This is a genomic window from Pseudoroseomonas cervicalis (genome assembly GCF_030818485.1).
GTDB lineage: Bacteria > Pseudomonadota > Alphaproteobacteria > Acetobacterales > Acetobacteraceae > Pseudoroseomonas > Pseudoroseomonas cervicalis_A.
This window is the reverse complement of the sequence record NZ_JAUTAJ010000004.1, coordinates 1605787-1625586: the sequence shown is the minus strand read 5'-3', so window position 1 is coordinate 1625586 and position 19800 is coordinate 1605787. Positions and strand designations below refer to the sequence as shown.

21 protein-coding genes and 1 tRNA gene are annotated in these 19800 nt (G+C 70.8%); 10 read left to right on the top strand and 12 right to left on the bottom strand.

All coding sequences use genetic code 11. The features are described from left to right. The first annotated feature begins 59 nt into the window (after positions 1–59). Positions 60–1241 carry an MFS transporter gene (locus QE401_RS11430; RefSeq protein WP_307138324.1) on the top strand — a complete coding sequence of 394 codons (1182 nt, stop codon included), beginning with the start codon at positions 60–62 and terminating at the stop codon, positions 1239–1241. Between the two features lie 42 nt (positions 1242–1283). Here the strand turns inward: QE401_RS11430 and QE401_RS11425 are convergent, their stop codons facing one another. Continuing rightward, entirely contained in the window at positions 1284–2450 is a 1167-nt protein-coding gene (locus tag QE401_RS11425) for a M20 aminoacylase family protein (protein ID WP_307138323.1), read from the bottom strand. A 299-nt stretch (positions 2451–2749) separates the two neighbouring features. On the opposite strand from QE401_RS11425, the gene QE401_RS11420 reads away from it, so the two are divergent. Together QE401_RS11420 and QE401_RS11415 are read left to right on the top strand one after the other, a co-directional pair. Then, positions 2750–4120 carry a DEAD/DEAH box helicase gene (locus tag QE401_RS11420; protein WP_307138322.1) on the top strand — a complete coding sequence of 457 codons (1371 nt, stop codon included), beginning with the start codon at positions 2750–2752 and terminating at the stop codon, positions 4118–4120. A 158-nt stretch (positions 4121–4278) separates the two neighbouring features. After that, complete coding sequence (locus tag QE401_RS11415; protein ID WP_307138321.1) at positions 4279–5472, top strand: M20 aminoacylase family protein; 1194 nt, start codon at positions 4279–4281, stop codon at positions 5470–5472. 156 nt (positions 5473–5628) lie between these two features. On the opposite strand, the gene QE401_RS11410 is transcribed toward QE401_RS11415, so the two are convergent. Beyond that, positions 5629–7446 carry a PHA/PHB synthase family protein gene (locus tag QE401_RS11410; RefSeq protein ID WP_307138320.1) on the bottom strand — a complete coding sequence of 606 codons (1818 nt, stop codon included), beginning with the start codon at positions 7444–7446 and terminating at the stop codon, positions 5629–5631. Between the two features lie 121 nt (positions 7447–7567). On the opposite strand from QE401_RS11410, the gene QE401_RS11405 reads away from it, so the two are divergent. The 6 genes from QE401_RS11405 (at position 7568) to QE401_RS11380 (ending at position 13860) form a co-directional block, all read left to right on the top strand. Then, a complete protein-coding gene (locus QE401_RS11405; RefSeq protein WP_307138319.1) occupies positions 7568–8179 on the top strand; it encodes a hypothetical protein in 612 nt (203 codons plus the stop codon). Positions 8180–8286: 107 nt separating this feature from the next. Continuing rightward, a complete protein-coding gene (locus tag QE401_RS11400; RefSeq protein WP_271137713.1) occupies positions 8287–9513 on the top strand; it encodes an LL-diaminopimelate aminotransferase in 1227 nt (408 codons plus the stop codon). Continuing rightward, on the top strand, positions 9510–10802 hold the full coding sequence (locus tag QE401_RS11395; RefSeq protein WP_271137714.1) for a homoserine dehydrogenase: 1293 nt from the start codon (positions 9510–9512) through the stop codon (positions 10800–10802). The genes QE401_RS11400 and QE401_RS11395 overlap by 4 nt, the downstream gene beginning before the upstream one ends. Positions 10803–10876: 74 nt before the next feature. Beyond that, positions 10877–11860 (top strand): class II fructose-bisphosphatase, encoded by a 984-nt coding sequence (glpX, locus tag QE401_RS11390; RefSeq protein WP_307138318.1) that lies wholly within the window; start codon positions 10877–10879, stop codon positions 11858–11860. Between the two features lie 13 nt (positions 11861–11873). Continuing rightward, the gene (recJ, locus tag QE401_RS11385; protein WP_307140230.1) at positions 11874–13649 is read left to right on the top strand and encodes a single-stranded-DNA-specific exonuclease RecJ; all 1776 of its coding nucleotides are present in this window, start codon (positions 11874–11876) and stop codon (positions 13647–13649) included. Positions 13650–13784: 135 nt separating this feature from the next. Beyond that, positions 13785–13860 (top strand) — tRNA-Glu (locus QE401_RS11380). Between the two features lie 78 nt (positions 13861–13938). On the opposite strand, the gene QE401_RS11375 is transcribed toward QE401_RS11380, so the two are convergent. The 9 genes from QE401_RS11375 to QE401_RS11335 all read right to left on the bottom strand — a co-directional run bounded on the left by QE401_RS11375 (position 13939) and on the right by QE401_RS11335 (position 18975). Continuing rightward, positions 13939–14976 carry a tyrosine-type recombinase/integrase gene (locus QE401_RS11375; RefSeq protein ID WP_307138317.1) on the bottom strand — a complete coding sequence of 346 codons (1038 nt, stop codon included), beginning with the start codon at positions 14974–14976 and terminating at the stop codon, positions 13939–13941. 252 nt (positions 14977–15228) lie between these two features. After that, positions 15229–15567 (bottom strand): DUF4326 domain-containing protein, encoded by a 339-nt coding sequence (locus QE401_RS11370; protein WP_307138316.1) that lies wholly within the window; start codon positions 15565–15567, stop codon positions 15229–15231. Further along, complete coding sequence (locus tag QE401_RS11365; RefSeq protein ID WP_307138315.1) at positions 15557–16360, bottom strand: hypothetical protein; 804 nt, start codon at positions 16358–16360, stop codon at positions 15557–15559. The genes QE401_RS11370 and QE401_RS11365 overlap by 11 nt, the downstream gene beginning before the upstream one ends. Next, positions 16350–16937: a hypothetical protein gene (locus tag QE401_RS11360; protein ID WP_307138314.1), complete on the bottom strand. Its 588-nt coding sequence runs from the start codon at positions 16935–16937 to the stop codon at positions 16350–16352. The genes QE401_RS11365 and QE401_RS11360 overlap by 11 nt, the downstream gene beginning before the upstream one ends. Before the next feature lie 139 nt (positions 16938–17076). After that, positions 17077–17436 (bottom strand): hypothetical protein, encoded by a 360-nt coding sequence (locus tag QE401_RS11355; protein WP_307138313.1) that lies wholly within the window; start codon positions 17434–17436, stop codon positions 17077–17079. Positions 17437–17468: 32 nt separating this feature from the next. Next, on the bottom strand, positions 17469–17756 hold the full coding sequence (locus QE401_RS11350; RefSeq protein WP_307138312.1) for a hypothetical protein: 288 nt from the start codon (positions 17754–17756) through the stop codon (positions 17469–17471). Continuing rightward, positions 17753–18118 (bottom strand): hypothetical protein, encoded by a 366-nt coding sequence (locus tag QE401_RS11345; protein WP_307138311.1) that lies wholly within the window; start codon positions 18116–18118, stop codon positions 17753–17755. Before QE401_RS11345 ends, QE401_RS11350 begins: the two co-directional genes overlap by 4 nt. After that, positions 18108–18524 carry a hypothetical protein gene (locus QE401_RS11340; protein ID WP_307138310.1) on the bottom strand — a complete coding sequence of 139 codons (417 nt, stop codon included), beginning with the start codon at positions 18522–18524 and terminating at the stop codon, positions 18108–18110. The genes QE401_RS11345 and QE401_RS11340 overlap by 11 nt, the downstream gene beginning before the upstream one ends. Positions 18525–18615: 91 nt before the next feature. Beyond that, positions 18616–18975, bottom strand: a complete 360-nt coding sequence (locus QE401_RS11335; protein WP_307138309.1) for a helix-turn-helix domain-containing protein — start codon at positions 18973–18975, stop codon at positions 18616–18618. 114 nt (positions 18976–19089) lie between these two features. Here QE401_RS11335 and QE401_RS11330 point away from each other — a divergent pair, with 114 nt between their 5' ends. Continuing rightward, positions 19090–19275: a hypothetical protein gene (locus QE401_RS11330; protein ID WP_307138308.1), complete on the top strand. Its 186-nt coding sequence runs from the start codon at positions 19090–19092 to the stop codon at positions 19273–19275. A 14-nt stretch (positions 19276–19289) separates the two neighbouring features. Here the strand turns inward: QE401_RS11330 and QE401_RS11325 are convergent, their stop codons facing one another. Next, complete coding sequence (locus tag QE401_RS11325) at positions 19290–19784, bottom strand: WYL domain-containing protein (protein ID WP_307138307.1); 495 nt, start codon at positions 19782–19784, stop codon at positions 19290–19292. Positions 19785–19800 lie beyond the last annotated feature (16 nt).

Sequence of the window (19800 nt, the reverse complement as noted above, 5' to 3'; positions counted from 1 at the left end):
CCCCCTCAACCTTGCCTGGCCCCCTTCACTTGGCTGCCATCCAGGCGGAAGCTTGACGCATGTCCGCCCCTGCCGCCGGCCCTCGCAAGGCCACCATCGTCACCGCGCTCGGCCTCTCCCAGACCCTGGCCTGGGCCTCCTCCTATTATCTTCCGGCCATCCTGGCCCGGCCGATGGCCGAGGAGCTCGGCCTCTCGGTCTCCGCCGTCTATGCCTGCTTCTCCGGCGCCCTGCTGATCACCGCGCTGCTCGGCCCCTGGACCGGGCGGGTGATCGACCGGCGCGGCGGGCGCGACATGCTGGCCGCCTCCAACCTGGTGTTCATCGCCGGGCTCGTCGGCCTGGCCTTCGCGCAGGGGCCGGTGAGCCTCGCCGCCGCCTGGGCGCTGCTGGGCATCGGCATGGCCATGGGGCTGTATGATTCGGCCTTCGCCACCCTGGCCGGGCTGTATGGCGCGCTGGCCAAGGGGCCGATCACCGGGGTGACGCTGTTCGCCGGCTTCGCCTCCACCATCGGCTGGCCGCTCTCCGCCTGGATGGGGGCGGAATGGGGCTGGCGCGGCGCCTGCCTGGGCTGGGCGCTGGCGCATCTGCTGATCGGCCTGCCGCTGAACCTGCTGCTGCCGCGCAGCCCGCCGCCGGCGCCGAAATCCGCGGCCGAGGGCCCGGTCGCGCCGGCGCCGCGCCACGCCATGCTGATCCTGGCCTTCTTCTTCGCCGCCACCACGGTGGTCAGCGGCGCGGTGGGGGCGCACCAGCCGGCGCTGCTGGCGGCCGCCGGCGCCTCGCCGGAGCTGGCGCTGCTGGCCGCCTCGCTGACCGGCCCGGCCCAGGTGGCGGCGCGCATCCTGCAATTCAGCATGCCGCCGGCCCTGCACCCGGTCTGGATGGCGCGCTTCGCCTGCCTGATCCAGGCCATCGGCGGTGTCCTGCTGGTGCTGCTGGGCGCGCCGGTGGCCATCGCCTTCGCCCTGCTGCATGGCGGCGGCAATGGGCTGCACACCATCGCCAAGGGCACCCTGCCGCTCGCCGTCTTCGGCCCCGTCGGCTACGGGCAGAGGCAGGGCATCCTGGCGGCGCCGGGGCGGCTGCTGCAGGCGGGCGCGCCGCTCGGCTTCGGGCTGCTGATGGAATATTGGGGGGCGGGGGCGTTGTGGGTCACCTCCGGCCTCTGTCTTGCGGCGCTGCTGTCGTTGATGCTGCTGCCATCCAGGAAAAGCTCAGGGGGCGCTGCCCCCTGACCCCCGCCGGGGGGACAGGGTCCCCCCGGACCCCGCCAGCAGTTACGACAGCTCCTGCTCGGCGAGCTGCGCCAGATAGGCGGCGCCCAAGGGGAGCAGGGCGTCGTTGAATTCATAGTGGGAGTTGTGCGGGGAGATGGCGAAACGCCCCTCCTGCGCCTGGCCGAACAGCACATAGGCGCCCGGGCAGCGCTCCAGCAGGAAGGCGAAATCCTCGCCGGCGGTGATCGGCGGGTCATTGCGGCGCAGCGCGCCCTCGCCCAGCAGGGCGCCGGCGGCCAGGGCGGCGCGCTCCGCCTCGGCGGAGGTGTTGATGGTGGGCGGGTAGGCGCGGCGGTAGTCGATCTCGACCCGGGCGCCCATCGCCATGGCGGTGCCCTCGGCGGCGCGGCGGAAGGCGGCCTCCACCTGGTCCCGCACCTCCGGCACCAGGGTCCGCACCGAGCCACTGAAGGAAACCCGCTCCGGGATGATGATGTCCGAGGTGCCGCCCTGGATGCGCCCCACCGAGATCACCGCCGTCTGCAGCGGGTCCACCTGCCGCGCCACCACCTGCTGCAGCGCGCCGATGATGGCGGCGGTGACCGAGATGGTGTCGATGCCCTTGTGCGGCTGCGCCCCGTGCGAGGCGCGGCCCACCACCGTCACCGAGAAATAATCCACCGCCGCCAGCACCGTGCCGGCCCGCACCGCCACCTGGCCGAGCGGCAGGCCCGGCTCATTGTGCAGCCCATAGACGGCGTCGCAGGGAAAGCGCTCGAACAGGCCATCGTCCAGCATGGCCTTGGCGCCGGCCAGCCCTTCCTCGGCCGGCTGGAAGATCAGGTGCACGGTGCCGGAGAAATTGCGCGTCTGCGCCAGGTACTTCGCGGCGCCCAGCAGCATGGTGGTGTGGCCGTCATGGCCGCAGGCATGCATCACCCCCGGCGCGGTGGAGGCGTAGGGAAGCTCCGTCTCCTCCTGCATCGGCAGCGCGTCCATGTCGGCGCGAAGCCCGATGGCGCGGTTGCCCGGCCGGCCGCGCACCACACCAACGACGCCGGTGCCGCCCAGGCCGCGATGCACCTCGATGCCCCAGCCCTCCAGCAGCGCCGCCACGCGCGCGCTGGTGCGGTGCTCCTCGAAGCCCATCTCGGGATGGGCGTGCAGATCGTGGCGCCATGCCGTCATCTCGGGCTGCAGGGCGTCGATCGCGGCGCGCAGGCTCATGCGGCACTCCTCCGGAAGCGAGGGGGCAAGCCTGCGCCGGGCGCAGGTGAGGCACAAGCCTTCGCACTTGCATCATGGCCCGGCCGCGCGCATATGAGCGGCGCCGGCACAAACCGGCGCGCCCTGGTTGCGTGAGCGGCCGCCGCCCCGATGCGGCGCCTTGGCCAGGGCCCCGGGCTTAACGCCCCCGGTTTCGTTATCCTCGGTACGACCCATCCACGCGGGGCGTCCTGACCCGCCAGTGGCGTGGGACCAGGGCTGTGCGCCCGGTGCCGCGCCCGCATCCGGATGAGTTCTTGATGACCGACTTCGCTGCCCTCGGCCTGGCCGAGCCCCTGCTCCGCGCTCTGACGCAGGAGGGCTACACCACCCCCACCCCGATCCAGGCCCAGGCGATCCCGCATGTGCTGGCCGGCCGCGACCTGCTGGGCATCGCCCAGACCGGCACAGGCAAGACCGCCGCCTTCGCCCTGCCGGTGCTGCACCATTTGGCCGACCGCAAGGCGCCGGCGCCGCGCGGCGGCTGCCGCGCCCTGATCCTGTCGCCGACGCGCGAGCTGGCCTCGCAGATCCATGACAATATCCGCGCCTATGGGCGTTTCCTCGGCCTGAGCTCGGCCGTCATCTTCGGCGGCGTCGGCGCCCGCCCGCAGGTCGAGGCGCTGCGCCGCGGCGTCGACGTGCTGGTGGCCACCCCGGGCCGCCTGCAGGACCATGTGCAGACCGGCGCCGCCAAGCTGCAGGGCGTCGAGGTGCTGGTGCTGGACGAGGCCGACCAGATGCTGGATCGCGGCTTCTGGCCGGCGGTGAAGCGCCTCTCCTCGGTGATGAGCAAGAACCGCCAGACGCTGTTCTTCTCCGCCACCATGCCGGCCGAGATCGCCAAGATCGCGTCCGAGATGCTGAAGGATCCGGCCAAGGTCTCGGTCACCCCGGTGGCGACCACCGCCGAGCGGATCGAGCAGAAGCTGATCCATATCGATGCCAGCCAGAAGCGCGTGCTGCTCTCCGAGCTGCTGCGCCAGCCGGGCATCGGCCGTGCCCTGGTCTTCGCCCGCACCAAGCATGGCGCCGACCGCGTGACCAAGCACCTGAACGCCGATGGCATCGCGGCCCACGCCATCCATGGCGACCGCAGCCAGGGCCAGCGGGAGCGGGCGCTGGCCGAGTTCCGCACCGGCCGCGCGCCGATCCTGGTGGCGACCGACATCGCCAGCCGCGGCATCGATGTCGATGGCGTGACGCATGTCTTCCAGTTCGACCTGCCGGACACGCCGGAGGCCTATGTCCACCGCATCGGCCGCACCGCGCGCGCCGGCGCCTCGGGCGAGGCGATCGCCTTCTGCGCCCCGGATGAGGTGGCGAAGCTGAAGGCGGTGGAGAAGCTGATCGCCATGAAGATCCCGGCCGAGGATCGCCGCAGCGATGCCGGCCGCGCCGAGGCCGCCGCCGCGGCGCCGAAGCCGCAGCCGCCGCGCGGCCGTGGCCGGCCCCAGGGCCAGGGCCAGGGTCGTCCGCCGGCGCAGGCCGGCGCCGGCCGTGGCGAGGGCGGTCGTGGTCCGGGCGGCGGCGCGCCGCGTGGCCGTGGCGGCCCGGGCCGCGCCGGGCATTCGGCGGCCCGCAAGGACCGCAACTGGCGCGATGGCGATTTCCGCGACAGCTCGCGCTGAACCGCCGATCGGGCAGGGTTTGACGGGCCGGGGGGGCGACCTCCCGGCCCGTTGCCGTTTCCGGAAGATGTCATGGGAGGGTAATAGTTGCTCTCCCCCTGTTGCCCTTGGCGCCGGAGAGGCGGAGGCTCACCCTCCCACAGAGAGGGACGCGCCCCATGCCGCAGGACACCGACCCCCAGATCGCCGCCATCGCCGAGGAGGCCACCGCCTGGCGCCGCCATCTGCACGCCAACCCCGAGCTGTCCTTCGAGGAGGCGCAGACCAGCGACTATGTCGCGGAGAAGCTGGCGAGCTGGGGCATCGCGGTGACGCGCGGCATCGCCGGCACGGGGCTGGTGGGCACGCTGCAGGGCAAGCGCCAGGGCAGCAATGCCGGCCGCGCCATCGGGCTGCGCGCCGATATGGACGCGCTGCCGATCCTGGAGGAGACGGGCGTCCCTTACGCCTCCACCAAACCGGGGGTGATGCATGCCTGCGGCCATGACGGGCACACCGCCATGCTGCTCGGCGCCGCGCGCTACCTGTCGGAGACGCGGGATTTCGAGGGCACCGTGCATTTCATCTTCCAGCCGGCCGAGGAGAAGGGCGGCGGCGGCCGGGTGATGGTGGAGGAGGGGCTGTTCCAGCGTTTCCCCTGCGATGCCGTCTATGGCATCCACAATGGCTCCAACGTGCCGAAGGGGCAGTTCATCATCACCCGCGGCACCACCAATGCGGCGGCCGATACGGTGACGCTGAAGGTGCGGGGCCTGGGCGGCCATGCGGCGCGGCCGCACCAGGCGCTGGATCCGGTGCTGGTGGCCTCGCACATCGTCGTGGCGCTGCAGAGCGTGGTCAGCCGCCGGGTGGACCCGCTGGATTCGGCGGTGCTGTCGCTGTGCAGCATCCATGGCGGCAGCGCCTGCAACGTCATCCCCGAGGAGGTGGTGATCGAGGGCACGGTGCGCACGCTGCGCCCGGAGACGCGCGACGCCATGCAGCGCCTGCTGACCGAGGTGGCGACGGCGACCGCCACCGCGCATGGCGCCAGCGTCGAGATCATCTACGAGCGCGGCTATCCGCCGGTGGTGAACAGCGACGGGCCGGTGGAGCGCGCGCAGCTGGCCGCTGCGAAGCTGGCCGGCGAGGAGCGGGTGGTGAAGGCCAGCCCGCCGACCATGGGGGGCGAGGATTTCTCCTACATGGCGCTGGCAGTGCCGGGCTGCTTCATCCGTCTGGGCCAGGCGGAGGAGGGCAAGCCGAACTACTCCACCCATCATCCGCGCTACAATTTCAACGATGCCATCCTGCCGATGGGCATCGCCTTCTGGTCCTCGCTGGTGGAGCAGGAGCTGGCGCCAGTTTTTTGACAGCTGCCGGTCATGGCCGGGACGGCGGCCGCTGAACTTTACCGGGTCGCTCCGGCCCAGGGCAGCGACCCGCCTGTCCGGGAGATGGCGGCAGTCTGACAGAAAAAAGAAGGGGGTCTGGGGGAATTCATTCCCCCAGGTTCTTCTTTGGTTTTTTTAGTCTGTGGCCATCACCTTCACATAGCTCCCCGGCGCATCCTCCAGCGCCGGCAGCCCACCCTCTCCGGGGATGCGCGCCTTCACCTGCGCCTTGTCCAGCCCCGACACCCAGCGATGCCAATCCGGCCACCAGGAGCCGGCGAGCTCGGTGGCGTTGGCGAACCATTCCTCGGGCGAGGGGGGCAGGCTGTCGGCCACCCAATGGCTGTACTTGCCGGATTCCGGCGGGTTGGCGACGCCGGCGATATGGCCGGAGGCGGCGAGCACGAAGCGCACCGGGCCCTGGTAGATCTGCGTCGCGCGGTAGGTGCTCTTCCAGGGCGCGATATGGTCCTCCCGCGTCGAGAGGATGTAGGTCGGCAGCTTCACCTTGCGCAGGTCGAGATCGACGCCGCCGAGGCTGATGGCGCCGGGCTTCACCAGGTCGTTCTGCTGGTACATGCGGCGCAGGTAGAAGCTGTGCATGGCCGCCGGCATACGGGTGCTGTCGTCGTTCCAGTAGAGCAGGTCGAAGGGGAAGGGCTCCTGCCCCAGCAGGTAGTTCTGCACGACGAAGGACCAGATCAAATCGTTGGCGCGCAGCATGTTGAAGGTGGTCGCCATCTCGCGCCCCTCCAGATAGCCGCGCTTCTGCATCCGGTCTTCCAGCGACTGCAGCTGCTCCTCATCGATGAAGACGGAGAGCTCGCCGGCCTCGGCGAAGTCGACCATGGTGGTGAAGAAGGTGGCCGACTTGATCCGGCTGTCCTTCCTGGTCGCCATATGGGCCAGCGTCGAGGCCAGCAGCGTGCCGCCCAGGCAGTAGCCGATGGCGTTCACCGCCTTCTCGCCGGTGGCCTGCTGGATCGCGTCCAGCGCGGCATAGGGGCCTTCGAGCATGTAGTCCTCGAAGCTCTTCTGGGCGAGCGCCTCGTCCGGGTTGACCCAGGAGATGACGAAGACGGTGTGGCCCTGCGCCACCGCCCAGCGGACGAAGCTGTTCTTCGGCCGCAGGTCGAGGATGTAGAACTTGTTGATCCAGGGCGGGATGATCAGCAGCGGCCGCTTCAGCACCGTCCCGGTGGCGGGGCTGTACTGGATCAGCTGCATCAGGTCGTTCTGGTAGACGACCTTGCCGGGCGAGACGGCGATGTTCTCGCCGATCTGGAACTTGGTCTCATCCGTCATGCGGATGCGCAGCTTGCCCTTGCCGCGCTCCAGGTCGGAGAGCAGGTTCTGCAGGCCGCGCAGCAGGTTCTCGCCGCCCGTCTCGGCGGTGCGGCGCAGCACTTCCGGATTGGTCATCAGGAAGTTGGACGGGCTCATCGCATCGACGAATTGCCGCGTGTAGAAATCGACCTTCTGCGCCGTCTTGGGGTCGAGGTCGTCGGCGGCGTGCGCGACATTGGTGAAGTAGCGGGCCGAGAGCAGGTAGGACTGCTTGATGAAGTCGAACACCTCGTTCTCGCGCCAGGCCTCGTCCTTGAAGCGGCGGTCCTTCGGGTCCTCGGCGATGACGGGCGAGACCTCCTCGCCCCAGAAGCGGCGGGCGGTGTTCTGCCACAGCGTCAGATAATCCTGCCAGAAGCCCAGCTGCGCCTGCATCAGCCGCGCCGGATTGGCCATCAGCCGCGTCGTCATCTCCATGAAGGCGCTGCCGATATGGGTGGGGTCGGCGCCCGGCTTGGCCTCCAGCCCCTCATCCGCCTGGCGCTTCAGGAAGTCGGCGACGATGCGCTGCCCGCGCTCGGCGACATCGGCCATGGTGCGGGTGACCAGGGCGGGGTCGGGCATGCGGAAGGCGCCCGGGTCCGGGGGGGTGTCGTCCTGAGCCATGCGTCCCTCCGCGCCTGCGCGCCTTTCTGTGTCAAAGCCCGCCCGGCCTGCCGCCGCCCCGGCGCTTCACCCTGCGAGGCTTTCGGGCTATCCCGGGGCCATCGGTCGGAAAGGGCGGAGCATGGAGCAGCACGGCGGTCGGAGCCCCTGGCACGGTAGTGCCCGCCCCCGGCGGCAGCAAGCGGGGCCGCGGTGGCGCGCCGCGCTGCTGGCCCTGCCGCTCGGCCTGCCTCTGGCCCTGCCCCTGGCGGGCTGCGTCGGCTCCCCCTCGGAAGGGCCGGTCGAGTTCTGGAACAACGCCTTCGGCGAGCCGCTGCAGGGCCGCCCGCTGCCGCCCGGCGCCGATGCGGCCTATCCCAACCTGGCCTCGGTGCCGCCGGCGCCGCCGCGCGGCTCGGCCTCCGAGCGGGAGGCGCTGAGCGCGGCGCTGGCCGAGGCGCGCGGCCAGTCGCGCCTGCCGATCGAGGCCGGGCGCCCGGTGCCGCCGCCGCCGGCGGGGGCGGAAGGGGCGGGGCTGCTGCCCGCCGCGCCGCCGGCGCCGCCGCGCCTGGCCGCCGCGCCGCCGGTGCGGCCGCTGCCGCCGGGCCAGGCCGGCGACCAGCCGGGCGCCGTGCCGGAGCTGCCGGCCGATCCCGGCATGGCGCCGGCGCCGCCGCCGGCCGAACTGCTGGCGCCCAGCCCCGGCGCGCCGCCGCCGGAGCCGGGCGGGGTGCCCGCCGCGCCGCGCCTCTAGCCGCCGCCACCACCGGCGGGCGCAACCCTGACCGGGGCCGCGCGGCGGTTTCCGCCGCGCGGCGATCTGCTCTATGGTCGCGGCCCCGATTCACACGGACTTGGACGATGACCGAGGAATTCCACCGCATCCGCCGCCTGCCGCCCTATGTGTTCGCCGAGGTGAACCAGGCCAAGGCCCGTGCGCGCGCCGCGGCCGAGGACATCGTCGATCTCGGCATGGGCAATCCGGACAGCCCGACGCCGCCGCATATCGTGGCGAAGCTGGTCGAGGCGGTGCAGAACCCCGACACGCATGGCTATTCGGCCTCCAAGGGCATTCCCGGGCTGCGCCGGGCGCTGGCCGGCTATTATGCCCGCCGCTTCAATGTGGAGCTGGACCCGGAGACCGAGGTGGTCGCCACCCTCGGCTCGAAGGAAGGGCTGGCGAATCTCGCCGCCGCCATCTCCTCGCCGGGCGACACCATCCTGGTGCCGAACCCCTCCTACCCGATCCACCAGTTCGGCTTCATCATCGCCGGCGCCTCGGTGCGCAGCGTGCCGCACACGCCGGATGAGACGATGCTGGAGGCGCTGGACCGCGCCGTGCGCCATTCGGTGCCGAAGCCGACGGCGCTGATCATCAACTACCCGTCCAACCCGACCGGGCTGATGGCCGATCTCGATTTCTACCGCGAGATCGTCGCCTTCGCGAAGAAGCACGAGATTTTCGTGCTGTCCGACCTGGCCTATGCGGAGCTGTATTACGGCGACCGGGTGCCGCCCTCGATCCTCGAGGTGCCGGGGGCCAAGGATGTGGCGGTGGAATTCACCTCCATGTCCAAGACCTACAACATGGCCGGCTGGCGCATGGGCTTCGCCGCCGGCAATCGCCGCCTGATCGCCGCGCTGACCCGGGTGAAATCCTATCTCGACTACGGCGCCTTCACGCCGATCCAGGTGGCCTCCACCGCCGCGCTGAACGGGCCGCAGGACTGCATCGAGGAGATGCGCAAGCTCTATCGCGAGCGCCGCGACGTGCTGGTGAAGGGGCTGAAGCAGGCCGGCTGGGACGTCCCTGTGCCGGAGGCCGGCATGTTCGTCTGGGCCGAGATCCCGGAGCGCTACCGCGCCCTCGGCTCGGTCGAGTTCAGCAAGCTGCTGCTGGCCAAGGCGAAGGTGGCGGTGGCCCCGGGCCTCGGCTTCGGCGAGCATGGCGACAGCCATGTGCGCATCGCCATGGTGGAGAACACCCACCGCATCCGCCAGGCGCTGCGCGGCATCCGCAGCTTCCTGGCCACCGACAATGGCGGCCCGCTCACCGAGGCCGCCCCTGCTGAACTGGTGAAAGAATGACGCGTCCGCTTTCCGTCGCGGTCGCCGGCCTGGGTACGGTCGGCGCCGGTCTGCTCGCCCTGCTGCGTGACAATGCGGAGCTGATCGCGGCCCGCGCCGGCCGGCCCGTGGTGGTCACCGCCGTCTCGGCGCGCGACCGCAACCGCGACCGCGGCGTCTCGCTCGAAGGCCTGCGCTGGTACGAGGACCCGGTGGCGCTGGCCGCCGACCCCAAGGTCGATGTGGTGGTCGAGCTGATCGGCGGCAGCGAGGGCCCGGCCCGTGCCCTGGTCGAGGCGGCGCTGGCCGCCGGCAAGCCGGTGGTCACCGCCAACAAGGCGCTGCTGGCGCTGCACGGCACCACGCTGGCCGAAAGTGCCGAGGCGCGCGGCGTGGCGCTGGCCTATGAGGCGGCGGTGGCGGGTGGCATTCCCGCCATCAAGGCGCTGCGCGAGGGCCTGGCCGCCAACCGCATCCGCCGCGTCACCGGCATCCTGAACGGCACCTGCAACTACATCCTGACCTGCATGCGCGAGCAGGGCCGCGAATTCGCCGATGTGCTGGCCGAGGCGCAGAAGCTCGGCTATGCCGAGGCCGATCCCTCCTTCGACATCGATGGCGTGGACGCCGCCCACAAGCTGGCGATCCTGGCGGCGCTGGCCTTCGGCCGCCCGGTCGATTTCGGCGCGCTGCATGTCGAGGGCATCCGCAGCATCACCGCGCTCGACATCAAGCTGGCCGGCGAGCTCGGCTACCGCATCAAGCTGCTCGGCATCGCCGAGAAGGGCGAGGCGGGGGTGGCGACGCGCGTGCATCCCTGCATGGTGCCGGCCAGCCACCCGATCGCCCGCGTCGATGGCGTGTTCAACGCCGTGGTGGCGGAGGGCGACGCGGTCGGCCGCGTGGTGCTGGAAGGCCGCGGCGCCGGCGCCGGTCCCACCGCCAGCGCGGTGGCCGCCGACCTGATCGACATCGCGCGCGGCCGCCACACCCCGGTCTGGGGCGCCGCGGGTGCCGCGCTGTCGGAAAGCCCGGCCCAGCCGATGGAGAGCCATCACGGCGCCTATTATCTGCGGCTGATGGTGCTGGACCGCCCGGGCGTCATCGCCGATGTCACCGGCGTGCTGCGCGACAATGGCGTCAGCCTGGAATCCATGATCCAGCGCGGCCGGGCGCCGGGCGAGGCGGTGCCGGTGGTGCTGACCACCCATGCCTGCCGCGAATCCGCCATGCGCGCCGCCCTGGCGCGCATCGCCGCGCTGGAGGCGGTGCTGGAACCGCCGGCGCTGATCCGCATCGAAACCCTCTGACCAGCGTTGAGACGGGCAGCCTGGGCGGGGCCGTTTCCCGCGCAGGCCCCGCACCGGGACGAACAGGAGCCACCATGCGTCGCGATACCACCCCCGTAGACCGCAACCTCGCCCTCGAACTGGTGCGCGTCACCGAGGCCGCGGCGCTGGCCGCCAGCCGCTGGATCGGCCGGGGCGACAAGAACGCCGCCGATGGCGCCGCGGTGGACGCGATGCGCCGCGCCTTCGACACCATCGCCATCAGCGGCACCGTCGTCATCGGCGAGGGCGAGATGGATGAGGCGCCGATGCTCTATATCGGCGAGAAGGTGGGCTCCGGCGGCCCCGAGGTCGACATCGCCGTCGACCCGCTGGAGGGCACCAATATCTGCGCCACCGGCGGGCCGAACTCGATCGCGACGCTGGCGGTGGCCGAGCATGGCGGCTTCCTGCACGCGCCCGACATCTACATGGACAAGATCGCGGTGGGCCCGGGCCTGCCGGCGGGGGTGGTCGACCTCGATGCCGGTGTCGCCACCAATCTGCGCGAGCTGGCCCGCGCCAAGAAGGTCGAGATCAACGACCTGGTGGTCTGCATCCTAGGCCGCGACCGGCACAAGGACATCATCAAGGCCTGCCGCGAGGCCGGCGCGCGCATCATGCTGATCCCGGATGGCGATGTCGCCGGCCTGATCGCCGTGTCGCAGCCGAGCACCGGCGTCGACCTCTACATCGGCTCCGGCGGCGCGCCGGAGGGGGTGCTGGCGGCCGCCGCGCTGCGCTGCATCGGCGGCCAGATGCAGGGCCGCCTGCTGTTCGAGGATGAGTCGCAGATCGAGCGCGCCCGCGGCATGGGCCTGACCGATCCGCATGCCAAGCTGACCGCCGAGCAGATGGCCAAGGGCGATGTGATGTTCGCGGCCACCGGCGTGACCGGCGGCCCGATGCTGCATGGCGTGCGCCGCAGCGGCACCGCCGCCTACACCCATTCCATCGTCATGCGCAGCAAGACCGGCACGGTGCGCTACATCGAGGGGCACCACAATTTCAGCCTGAAGCCGAGCGACTTTGCTTCCTGAGCCGGCTGGCGTGATGGCGCCGGCGGGCGAGGCCGTGCTCGGCGTCGCCCGCTCGGTGCTGGGGCGGCGCTGGGTGTGGCGCCAGGCCGATACGCGCATCGGCATGGCCATCGCGCAGCGCCTCGATCTGCCGGAGCTGCTCGGCCAGCTGCTGGCGGCGCGCGGCGTGACGCCGGAGCAGGCGGCGCTGTTCCTCGAGCCCACGCTGCGCGCGCTGCTGCCCGACCCTTCCGTGCTGGTCGACATGGACCGCGCGGCGGAGCGCCTGGCGCAGGCGGTGCGGGCGCGCGAGCCCGTCGCCGTGTTCGGCGACTATGACGTCGATGGCGCCTGCGCCGGCGCGCTGATGCTGCGCTTCCTGCGCGATCTCGGCTGCCCGGTGCGCCACTACGTGCCCGACCGGCTGAAGGAGGGCTACGGCCCCAATCCCGGCGCCATCGCGGCGCTCTGCGATGGCGGGGCGACGCTGCTGGTCTGCGTCGATTGCGGCATCGCCGCCCATGCGGCGCTGGAGGCCGCACGCGGCCGCGCCGATGTGGTGGTGCTGGACCACCACAAGGCCGAGGGGCCGGTGCCGGTGGTGGCCGCCGCGGTCAACCCGAACCGGCTGGATTGCGGCTCGGGCCTCAAGCATCTCTGCGCCGCCGCGGTCAGCTTCATGGCGGCCGTCGCGACCCTGCGCGCGCTGCGCCGCAGCGGCTTCTTCGAGGGGCGCGAGCCGCCCGATCTGCGCGACCTGCTGGACCTGGTGGCGCTGGCGACCGTCTGCGACGTGATGCCGCTGACCGGGCTGAACCGCGCCTTCGTCACGCAAGGGCTGAAGGTGATGGGCCGTGGCGAGCGCCCCGGCATCGCCGCGCTGCTGGAGGTCGCCCAGGCGCGCGACGCGCCCTCGGCCTACACGCTGGGCTTCCTGCTGGGGCCGCGCATCAATGCCTCGGGCCGCATCGGCGAGCCGGATCTCGGCCTGCGCCTGCTGGCCTGCGACGACCCGCTGGAGGCGCGCATCATGGCCGAGCGGCTGGATGCGGTGAATCGCCGCCGCCAGGAGGTGGAGAGCGAGGTGCTGGCCGCCGCCTTCGCCCAGGCCGAGACCCAGGCCGGGGCCGGCCATCCGGTGCTGCTGATCAGCGGCGAGGGCTGGCATCCCGGCGTGGTCGGCATCGTCGCCGGCCGGGTGAAGGAGAAGTTCAACCGCCCGACCTGCGTCGCCGGCGTGTCCGACGGCCTGGCCAAGGGCTCCGGCCGCTCGGTGCCGGGCATCGATCTGGGGGCTGCGGTGATCGCGGCGCGGCAATCCGGCCTGCTGGAGACGGGGGGCGGCCACGCCATGGCCGCCGGTTTCTCCTTCCGGCTGGAGCGGCAGGAGGAATTCCACGCCTTCCTGAACGAGCGCCTGGCGCACGCCTCCGAGCTGCCGGGCAGCGCCGATCTGGTGGTGGATGGCACGCTGCGCGTGCCGGCGGCGACGGCCGAGCTGGCGACGCAGGTCGCGCGCCTCGGCCCCTTCGGCGCCGGCAATGAGGAGCCGGTCTTCATCTTCCCGCGCGTCCGCATCGTGCGCGCCGACCGTGTCGGCAAGGAGGGCAACACGGTGCGCGCCTTCCTGGAAGGCGAGGCGGGTGGCCGCCTGAAGGCCATCTGCTTCCGCGCCAAGGAGGGCCCGCTGGCCGAACTGCTGCTGAACAGCCGCGGCGCGCCGGTGCATCTGGCCGGCGCGCTGCGCGCCGAGCACTGGAATGGCAGCGTCTCCGCCGGGCTGCATGTGCAGGATGGGGCGCTGGCCTGAGGGCTGGATGGGTCCACCGGACGAGGCGGATTTCCACAGGAAAAGCCGGCGCCGCCCTCTGGACGTGCTGGCGGGGCCGGGCTACTAAGCGCCCGCCCCGTCACGGCCCCGCCGGGCGGCGGCGAATATGGCCTTGTCCCCATCGTCTAGAGGCCTAGGACACCAGCCTTTCACGTTGGTAACACGGGTTCGAATCCCGTTGGGGACGCCATCTCAGGAAAATAACCGCCAAACTCAGCGGGTTAGATGCTGAATTTGTCAAACTCCGGATGAGTTTGACAATCGGCGTTCACGATCCAGCCCCGCCGAGCTTCAGAATGGCGGCCGTGGCCAGGCGCTCCTGGTCCACCGCGCGCGTGTAGCGCTCCACCTCCGACAGCGTCTTGTGGCCGGTGATCGCCGCGATCTGGTGCGCCGAGCATCCGGCCTCGGCCAGACGCCGCGCCGCGGCTTTGCGCAGCCCGTGCGGGCTGAGGCCCTTGGGCAATCCGGCTGCCTGGGTCACCTCCACGAACCAGTTGTAGAATCCGGTCGGTGAGGCAAACGACGCGCCGGCCTGGGTGGTCAAGAAGGTCAGGTGTTCGCCCTGGGTCGCCTCCAGGACCCGCCGAAGCTCGGGGTGCAGGGGGATCAGCAGCTCCGCGCCGGTCTTTTGCTGGCGAACGAAAATGCTGCCGCCCCTCAGGTGCTGCCGGCCCATCTTGACCACATCTGACCGTCGCTGGCCGGTGTAGAGCAAGAGGGCCATGGCCAAGCGGGCACGGCTCCCGATGGGGTGGTGCGCCTCGAACCGAGCGATGTCCTCCTCGGACCAGGTGCGGGCGCCTTCCTGGCGCTCCCGGAACCGCCGGACCCCTCTGGTGGGGTCGTCGGGCCTCCACTCCAGGTCGATCGCGTGGCGCATCAGCAGGCGCAGCATCCGCAGGACGTGGTTGGCCGCGGCCGGCGTCTCGATCTGCTTGGCCATCAGCCGCCGGACAACCTGCGCGTCAAGGTCGGCCACCAGGCGGTGGCCATGGGCGGCCCGGATGCGCTCCAGGTTGCGGCGATAGACAGCCTGGGTGGAGGACGCGAGCTGCCGGAAGAGGGCGGAGCCATACCAGTCGACAGCCAGGGCATCGATGCTGCCCGGCACCGTCAGCGTGGCGCCGATGGGCGCCTTGTCCGGCGCTGCTGCCATTGCGGCCTGGTAGGCCGCCATGAACTCGGGAGATCCCGGCTGACCAGGCAGCGCGGCGCGCTTGGTGCCAGGCCTGCGCACATAGTAGCGGGCCTTGCCGTAGCGATCGACGAATCGCTGCACGTAGCGGAGGCGGATGAGGGTCACACGTCATCCCAGGTGTTGCGGGCCGCCCTGGCTCCGGGCTGAGGGCGGCGCACCCCACAGGCCAGATCGGCCGCAGCGTCCAGCGCAAGCCGGTCCCACGTCAAGCGCCGGCCGCTGGGGCCGCGCCGCAGCGGCTGGGGCCAGGTGCCGGCCCGGACCTCCGCATCAAACGTGCCGGTGCTGACGCCGAGGTATTCGGCCGCCTGCTCGCGTGAGAGGAAGCGGGGCGGCAGGCTGATGGGGAGACTTCCGTCAGGCATTGGCCATCTCCAACAGGACATCGGCATGGCACGGCGTGCCGGGCCGGCACCAGCACGCCAGGTTCTTGCCGCGCAGCGTGGGCAGGCCGGCCAGCACGTTGCGGCGGGCGTCCGACAGGTTGCCCGAGACGGCCCTGGTGCAGTCGAACATGTCGAGGCTGCGCATGCCGCCCGTCAGCCAGACGCGATACATGCGCACCGCCACGGCGGCATCGGTGTGGCGCCAGGGGTTGCCGAAGATCCCCGGCCGGCACACCCGCACGGTGTTCTCCGGCATCCTCCAGCCCTTCAGGCGGCGGAGCTGGATGCGCTGGGGGTGATCACCTGGCATCGTCGGCGCATCCCTGCTGCTGGGCGGCGGCGGTCTGCAGCTTGCTCTCGGCGATTGCGCACATCAGGCTGCATTCCATGTCGGGGTCTTGCTCGCCGGCCCCAGCATCCTGCGGCAGCTCGTCCAGGAAGATCCGCTCGCCATGCAGCTCCACCAGCCGGCAGCCGATCTCGCGCGACAGCGTGGCGCGGCGAGCGAACACCCCGGGGAAGTGGCGGCGGATGCGGTTCCAGTAGGACGGCGCTGTCGCCTTTACGCAGCCCAGGCAGTTCGCGTTGCGGAAGCCTAGACGGTAGATGGCCGGGATCTCGATGCCGGCGCGGTCCACCATGGCAAGGCAGTCGGCCTTTGACAGGCCCTCGTCGATCAACGGCACCAGCAGGCGCACGTCGGGGTTGCCAGCGCGAAAGTTGCCCACCCGCCGCCGCTCCTCGGCCGTGTAGCCGAATACCTGCTGGTCGGGCATCCACTCCCGCTCGAAGGTCCAGCGAACCGCCTTCTTCATCTCTGTGGTGCAGATGGCGCCACGCGGCCCGGCCATGTATCGGCGCTCGGCCCAAAGATCTTCACAGCTGGCATAGTCCTGGCTCCGCACCTCGATGATCGGCCGCCCGAACCACCTGGAGCAATCATGGGCGAAGCGGTCGTTGTCCTCGTGCTCCTCCGGGACGATGCAGCGAGCCACCACCACCTCGGCGTTGCTACGGCGAGCCAGCATCAGCTTGGTCGCGACGGCGCTTGCGGCGCCGGCTGAGAACCAACACACGATCCGGGGGGAACCATCACCCGGCATCGTCGGCTCCTCCCTGCTGCTGGGCAGCGCGGATCTCGGCGGCTCGACTGCTCAGCAGCGCGGTGATCTCCTCCAGCGCGTGCGCGTCATGGATGGCCAGCAGCTCGCGTGCCTTTGCCCGGAACTCCATCAGGTGCATGGAGCACCACGCGCGATCCTCCCGCTGCCGCTTGCCGCGCGGGATTGGGGCTGCGGCCTGCTGCTGCATCTCCTCCCACGTCGGCGCCATGCCGCCCTCATGGTCGGCGGTCATCTCGATCTGCTCGTAAAGGATCTGGGCTAGGCGGCTCTCCCTGGCGGCGAGGCGATGGCTGGTCAGCATCATCCGGTGCCACGCATCGGGCCGCACTGCGGCGGGCCGCTGAGCCAGCACGCTGGCCCACTGCTCCGGCGCCACGCCTTCGGGCTGCTCGGGCTGCGCAACCTCGGCGTCCATGGCCGCGGCCGCGTCTTCCATTGCCTGATGCCCGCCGGCCTCGGTGTTCGGGTAGCGCTCCGGGTCCTGGCGGCGCAGCTCCGCGGCGATGGCCTGCTGGCGCAGCTCGGCGGGCGGCAGCGGGGGAGGGGCCTCGCTCACAGGTCGCCCAGCAGAGCATGCAGCTCCGCCCCGCGTTGAAGCACGGTGACCAGGTTCATGATGGCGAACAGCACCAGCGCCACCACGCCCATTTCTGCGAGGGCCTTCATTCTGCCTCTCCCTCTTCGGCGTCTGCTGCTCAGGCGAGGCCGCGCGGCGACGGCACGATCACGTCGCTGAGCGGTAGCTCTGGCTCATTGGGGTTGCGCCGCATGAGGTTGCCCTCGGGCGTCGGCCAGAACACGCTGTAGCCGCGGACCAGCTTGGGCGCGGTCACCTTGAAGTCGCCCGCGATCTCGACGATTCCATTATCGATCGAAACCGCGATCTGCAGGGCGAGCTTGCCTTTCGCCTTGCCCGACGGATTGTCGGTAAGGGTGCCGATCAGCTCCCTGAAAGCGTCGGTGATGTCGCGGTTGAAACGGCCTTCCTCCAGCGCGGCCATGACCTGGCCGAAGTTGCGCAGAAGGCTAGGGTCGCCGATCAGCTCGTCCGACATGCGGCGATGCTCCTGGACGTGAAGGACGGACATCAGCGAGGCGCCTCGGCGCCGGGGGCGGGCGTGATGGAATCGGCCGGCAGCACCGCGTCGATCACGCTGCGCAGACGGTCGCGCTCCTGCTCCAGCGACAGCATCTCCGCCGCGGCCTCGGCCGGGGTGATGGTGCGCAGGTGGTCCAGCAGCTCGCGGTGCCGGATCGTATCGGGGCCCATGGGGCGGCCTCCGTCGTGGTTGGGGGTGGCGCCCGCGCCGCGGCGCCCGGCCAGCAGCTGGGCGGCGGTCTCGCAGGACGGGCGGGGATGCGGGCGGGTGCTCACAGGCCGATTTCCTGCGGCCAGGGCAGGCGGCCCACGGGGACGTTGCGGTTCGCAGGCTCGGGGATACGCAGGCCGCCGGGGTCCTCGGCGGCGCGGACGGCCTCGGCGTGGCGGCGCAGATCGGCGATGCGCGTGCGGGCCAGGGCCTCGCTGCCGCGCGGCGCCGAGACAAGCGACAGCAGCACGCCGCCAATGCGGCCACCCAGGCGGCGCAGCTCGGCCTGGTCGGGGCGCGGCTTGCGCAGCAGGGCATTGGCGTGGCGCTGGACCTCGTCGATCCAGCCCAGCGGCAACTCCGCCGGGTCGCGGTCGATCGCGGCTTCGGCCTCCGCCGCTAGGCGCACCAGGGCGTCACCCAGCATGGCGCGGCCTCCGCATGTGGGTGTCCAGCAGCAGAGCGATGCGGAACGCCTCGCCCGGCCGGCTGTCGGCCAGCTCTTCGGCGGCGCTGGACGCCATCATCTCGGAAGGGAAAAGCTCGGTGTCTGCCGGCAGGCGGCGCAGCACGACGTAGGCTGGCTTGTCGTCGGCGGGCAGCGGCATGCCGTCGCGGTGCCGCGCCAGCCGCAGCGCGGCCAGCATCAGCGTGTGGGCGGACTGCATGGCCGGGCCGGGATTCTGACGGGAGAGGTGCTTGAGGGCGGCCTCGGCGCTGCCGTCGATTTGGTCGCAGGGGTGGATCGTCGCCAGCCAGCCGCGGCTGGGGTCGACGATGGCGACGCAGGGCAGAGAGGCGGGCGACGATGGCGCCGCGCGTTCGATCTGCATAGGGAGCCTCCGGCGCCGGGATGGCGCGCTGGAGACTTAGCAAAACTAAGCGATAGGCCGCAACGGAAAACTTAGTAAAACTAAGCGAGCGCTACTTTTTGCGGGGTATCCGGTCCACGAGACCCTGCAGCATCGCCAGTGCGGCATCCTGGCGATCGGCCGCCAGCGAGCGGATGAGCAGGAGCGCTTCAAGCTCGGCTTTGGTCTGAGCCTTAGCTTGTTCCTCTCCCTCGCCCCCGGTGAGGAGCCAGTCCGTAGAGGTCTCAAGTTCCACGGCAATCCGCTCCAAGCGATTAATTCTTGGGACGGCTCGGCCGGTCTCGTACTGCCCGATCGCGCCATCCGTGACGCCGATCCTAGCAGCAAGTTCCGCTTGGCTGTATCCTATTTGTTCTCTTTTTGCGGCTATCCGGCGTCCGATGGCCAGGGCCTTCGGATTGATTGTGGTCATGGGAAGCGGGCCCTTAGTGCTAAGGCACTGATGCCACGCCACATCAGGTTGCGCGCACTTAGTCTCCTGCTGAAGATGATTGCGTTGGTCACTTAGTTTTGCTAAGTGCGGGGTATGTCCGAGCCGGAAGATACCCTCTTCACACGCCGCGGCGCGGTCACCGCAGTCGCTAAGGAGTGCCGCATCAGCACCGCTGCGGTGTCGCAGTGGCGCAAGACGGGCATCCCTACGAAGCGTCTGCCGGTGGTCATCCGGGTGCTGACCGAGAAGTTTGGTGCCCGACAGGAGCAAGCCGCGTGATTGCGGTTCCTCCGTCATTCGGGGCGACGCGTGGCGTAGCGAGGCTTGCGCCGCCGTCTGCCGGAAGGCGTCGGCAGCTCCTCCGCCAGCCATTTCTGGATCGCCGCAGCGTCGGCCAGCACCTCGCCTGTGTCGAAAACGTAGGCGTTGGTCATGCGGTCGACGCGGAAGGTGCGGGTGTCGCGGGCATCATGGCAGTAGCCGGTGAATCCGTTGATGCCGTGATCTCCGTTGGGCTCGTCGAAGAAGGTCAGCTGGATCGGGGTGACCAGCCGGATGGTGTCGCGGCCTTCTCGGTCCCGGTATCCAAAGCGGACCCTGTCGCCCTCGGGCGGCGGTCGGGTGAACGCAGGAGGCGGCGCGGGTGCTGGGGCCGGTATGGGCGCTGGCGTGGCCGGATTGCCGCTCATCCTCTCATCGAGGCGGCGCAGCTGTTTTTCGAAGAGCTTCCCGATCAACGCGAGCACCAGCAGCAGCACGAAGCCGCCGATCAGAATTGTCTCGATCATCGGCTGTCCAGATCCT

Coding starts and splice junctions, on each gene's coding strand:
- QE401_RS11430 (WP_307138324.1), top strand. CDS start 60: ATGTCCGCCCCTGCCGCCGGCCCTCGCAAGGCCACCATCGTCACCGCG.
- QE401_RS11425 (WP_307138323.1), bottom strand. CDS start 2,450: ATGAGCCTGCGCGCCGCGATCGACGCCCTGCAGCCCGAGATGACGGCA.
- QE401_RS11420 (WP_307138322.1), top strand. CDS start 2,750: ATGACCGACTTCGCTGCCCTCGGCCTGGCCGAGCCCCTGCTCCGCGCT.
- QE401_RS11415 (WP_307138321.1), top strand. CDS start 4,279: ATGCCGCAGGACACCGACCCCCAGATCGCCGCCATCGCCGAGGAGGCC.
- QE401_RS11410 (WP_307138320.1), bottom strand. CDS start 7,446: ATGGCTCAGGACGACACCCCCCCGGACCCGGGCGCCTTCCGCATGCCC.
- QE401_RS11405 (WP_307138319.1), top strand. CDS start 7,568: ATGGAGCAGCACGGCGGTCGGAGCCCCTGGCACGGTAGTGCCCGCCCC.
- QE401_RS11400 (WP_271137713.1), top strand. CDS start 8,287: ATGACCGAGGAATTCCACCGCATCCGCCGCCTGCCGCCCTATGTGTTC.
- QE401_RS11395 (WP_271137714.1), top strand. CDS start 9,510: ATGACGCGTCCGCTTTCCGTCGCGGTCGCCGGCCTGGGTACGGTCGGC.
- glpX (WP_307138318.1), top strand. CDS start 10,877: ATGCGTCGCGATACCACCCCCGTAGACCGCAACCTCGCCCTCGAACTG.
- recJ (WP_307140230.1), top strand. CDS start 11,874: ATGGCGCCGGCGGGCGAGGCCGTGCTCGGCGTCGCCCGCTCGGTGCTG.
- QE401_RS11370 (WP_307138316.1), bottom strand. CDS start 15,567: ATGCCAGGTGATCACCCCCAGCGCATCCAGCTCCGCCGCCTGAAGGGC.
- QE401_RS11365 (WP_307138315.1), bottom strand. CDS start 16,360: ATGCCGGGTGATGGTTCCCCCCGGATCGTGTGTTGGTTCTCAGCCGGC.
- QE401_RS11355 (WP_307138313.1), bottom strand. CDS start 17,436: ATGTCGGACGAGCTGATCGGCGACCCTAGCCTTCTGCGCAACTTCGGC.
- QE401_RS11345 (WP_307138311.1), bottom strand. CDS start 18,118: ATGCTGGGTGACGCCCTGGTGCGCCTAGCGGCGGAGGCCGAAGCCGCG.
- QE401_RS11340 (WP_307138310.1), bottom strand. CDS start 18,524: ATGCAGATCGAACGCGCGGCGCCATCGTCGCCCGCCTCTCTGCCCTGC.
- QE401_RS11335 (WP_307138309.1), bottom strand. CDS start 18,975: ATGACCACAATCAATCCGAAGGCCCTGGCCATCGGACGCCGGATAGCC.
- QE401_RS11330 (WP_307138308.1), top strand. CDS start 19,090: ATGTCCGAGCCGGAAGATACCCTCTTCACACGCCGCGGCGCGGTCACC.
- QE401_RS11325 (WP_307138307.1), bottom strand. CDS start 19,784: ATGATCGAGACAATTCTGATCGGCGGCTTCGTGCTGCTGCTGGTGCTC.